This window comes from Endozoicomonas sp. ONNA1 (assembly GCF_024606325.1).
Taxonomy (GTDB): domain Bacteria; phylum Pseudomonadota; class Gammaproteobacteria; order Pseudomonadales; family Endozoicomonadaceae; genus Endozoicomonas_A.
This window is the reverse complement of record NZ_JAHHPN010000365.1, coordinates 1-1,953: the sequence shown is the minus strand read 5'-3', so window position 1 is coordinate 1,953 and position 1,953 is coordinate 1. Positions and strand designations below refer to the sequence as shown.

Genomic DNA, 1,953 nt, shown 5'->3' with positions numbered 1-1,953 from the left:
TTCCATCGCTGTGAAGTTCAGGAAAAGGGAAGGACAGAGTCGTGCCAACAGCACCATCATCATTCTGAAAGATCCCTGCACTTCCAATTTACAGGATTTGACGGAACGGGAACGTTATCTCAGCTGGAATAAACTCAAGGAGTGGGGATTGACTCATGACTGATGCACTGAAATTACCCAAGAAACAGCGTTCATTTTGCTACCTGGCCGGGCTATATGAAACCGATTCTGAAACGGTTCTGAAAGCCTGCCTGGAAAATGATAGACCCAATGAAGCTTCTGACATTGTCAGCTCTGGAGCTTTGACTCCGGGCGGTTTGGCTTCCGTCATCCCCATTGATACCGACGACGGAGAGCTCTGGCTGGAGGTGATTGAGAGAAACCCGGAGCGCGAGCCGGGTGTCTATACCTGTTACTGTGTCTCCGAGGGCTTTGTTGAGGTTACGGAAGATCAGGAGCGGCAATACAAGTACGACAGAGATTGGCTAATCAAAGTGCTTAAGAACCACCTTAAGTTGTCAGGCGAACAGGTCACGGTGATTCCTGAACTGCTCGAGTGGCTGGGCAATATTCAGGTAGATGGGCAGCCCTACCAGGTTCTGCTTGCCAGACACCTGACCAGTATGAGCGGCTTCAAAAGCATTTATCAGAACTTGGAAAGTTGGCAGGGTAAGGCTCCCGGTGTGGTTCTAACAGTATCCGAGCGGTTTGACCATCTGCTTCCCTTGCCAGGCCCGTATCCGATTGTGTCGATTATGTCGCTGCTGTCTTCTGAAGGCCCTTGTGAAATAGATACCCGAAAACTGAAAGATGTACTGCGCGCAACCTTCCAGCCTGACCTTGGATCACTGGAGGTAGAGTGGGAGTACTATGGTAGCCAGGGACGGTTTGAAGCAAGTGGCTGCGAACCCTGGGATATTCGAGGTGGTCAACGCTGCAAGGTGGCGAACATGATTTACGATGCCTGGCTGGCAGGAAACCGGGGAGTAACGACTGAGCAGATCAAGGAGGAAGGCATCAGCTATACCCATCCACGAAACTGTTTCAATGACAGCGATCAGTGGGAAGACTATATCCAGTACGAGAACAGATTATGGAGCTTAAAGGCAGAGCCCCGCTCCAGACGAGCAGGCGTGTCCTAATGACAATCGGGAAAAGTTGACTTCAGCACCGGCTTCAGGCCGGTTTTTTTTGTCATTTTTTTAAGAAAATAACGCCGTCTACACTCTGTCTACTTCCCATCTACTCTCTGTCTACTCCGACTGTCCCATGATTGATCCTGCCTTTGGAAAAAACAAGAAGGAGCATGAAATGGAAGTGCAACACCTGAGCCAGAAAGAACTGGCCGACCGCTGGCGGATCAGCCCCTACACCCTCGAGAAATGGCGTATGCGTGGGTTGGGTCCCTGCTATATCAAGCTGGGTAATCGTGTCGTTTACCGGTTGTTAGATATTGAAGCGCACGAGGCTTCGCATACCCATGCGGGTACATCGCAGCCAATCTCTTGTCGGGGAGGTGAGGTATGAGCAGCGAGCAGGAAAACATCCAGAGAATGAGCGTCGCTGAACTGGCTGCCCGTTCCGGAGAAGAGTTAGCAACTTTGGTCAAAGACACTGATAAAGCCTTGGCACAACTCCAGGTGCAAAAGGATTGGTTGGAATCGGTCATTGCCTACAAGTACGTTTTCAAGGCTTCCCAGATCCGGGCAAAGCTGCAGCAGGAATTTGGTGAAATCAGCTTTGAAGATGAGGGTGTGGGAGTGCTGGTGGATTTGCCCAGGGAGGTTAGATGGGATCAGCAGAAACTAAAGACCATCGCCCAGCGCATTCAGGAACAGGGTGAAGACCCATCTGAGTTCCTGGATGTTCATTACTCAGTGCCTCAGGGGAAGTTTGATCTCTGGCCCCAAGAGATTCGTCGATCCTTCGAGCCAGCCTTGCAAGTGAAGCCAG

General features: G+C 50.9%; 3 protein-coding genes. All 3 read left to right on the top strand.

Annotation, left to right across the window (positions count from 1 at the left end; translation table 11 throughout):
• Positions 1 to 155 precede the first annotated feature (155 nt).
• Positions 156 to 1,142, top strand: coding sequence for a hypothetical protein (locus tag KDK19_RS08405; protein WP_257291730.1), 987 nt, complete (start codon positions 156 to 158; stop codon positions 1,140 to 1,142).
• A gap of 169 nt (positions 1,143 to 1,311) precedes the next feature.
• The gene (locus KDK19_RS08400; RefSeq protein ID WP_257291729.1) at positions 1,312 to 1,527 is read left to right on the top strand and encodes an AlpA family transcriptional regulator; all 216 of its coding nucleotides are present in this window, start codon (positions 1,312 to 1,314) and stop codon (positions 1,525 to 1,527) included.
• Positions 1,524 to 1,953 (top strand): hypothetical protein (locus KDK19_RS08395; protein WP_257291728.1); only part of this gene is annotated, 430 nt, incomplete at its 3' end. The genes KDK19_RS08400 and KDK19_RS08395, both read left to right, overlap by 4 nt.

What these genes read in the sequence shown, in the direction of transcription:
- KDK19_RS08405 (WP_257291730.1), top strand. Translation starts at nt 156, where the DNA reads ATGACTGATGCACTGAAATTACCCAAGAAACAGCGTTCATTTTGCTAC.
- KDK19_RS08400 (WP_257291729.1), top strand. Translation starts at nt 1,312, where the DNA reads ATGGAAGTGCAACACCTGAGCCAGAAAGAACTGGCCGACCGCTGGCGG.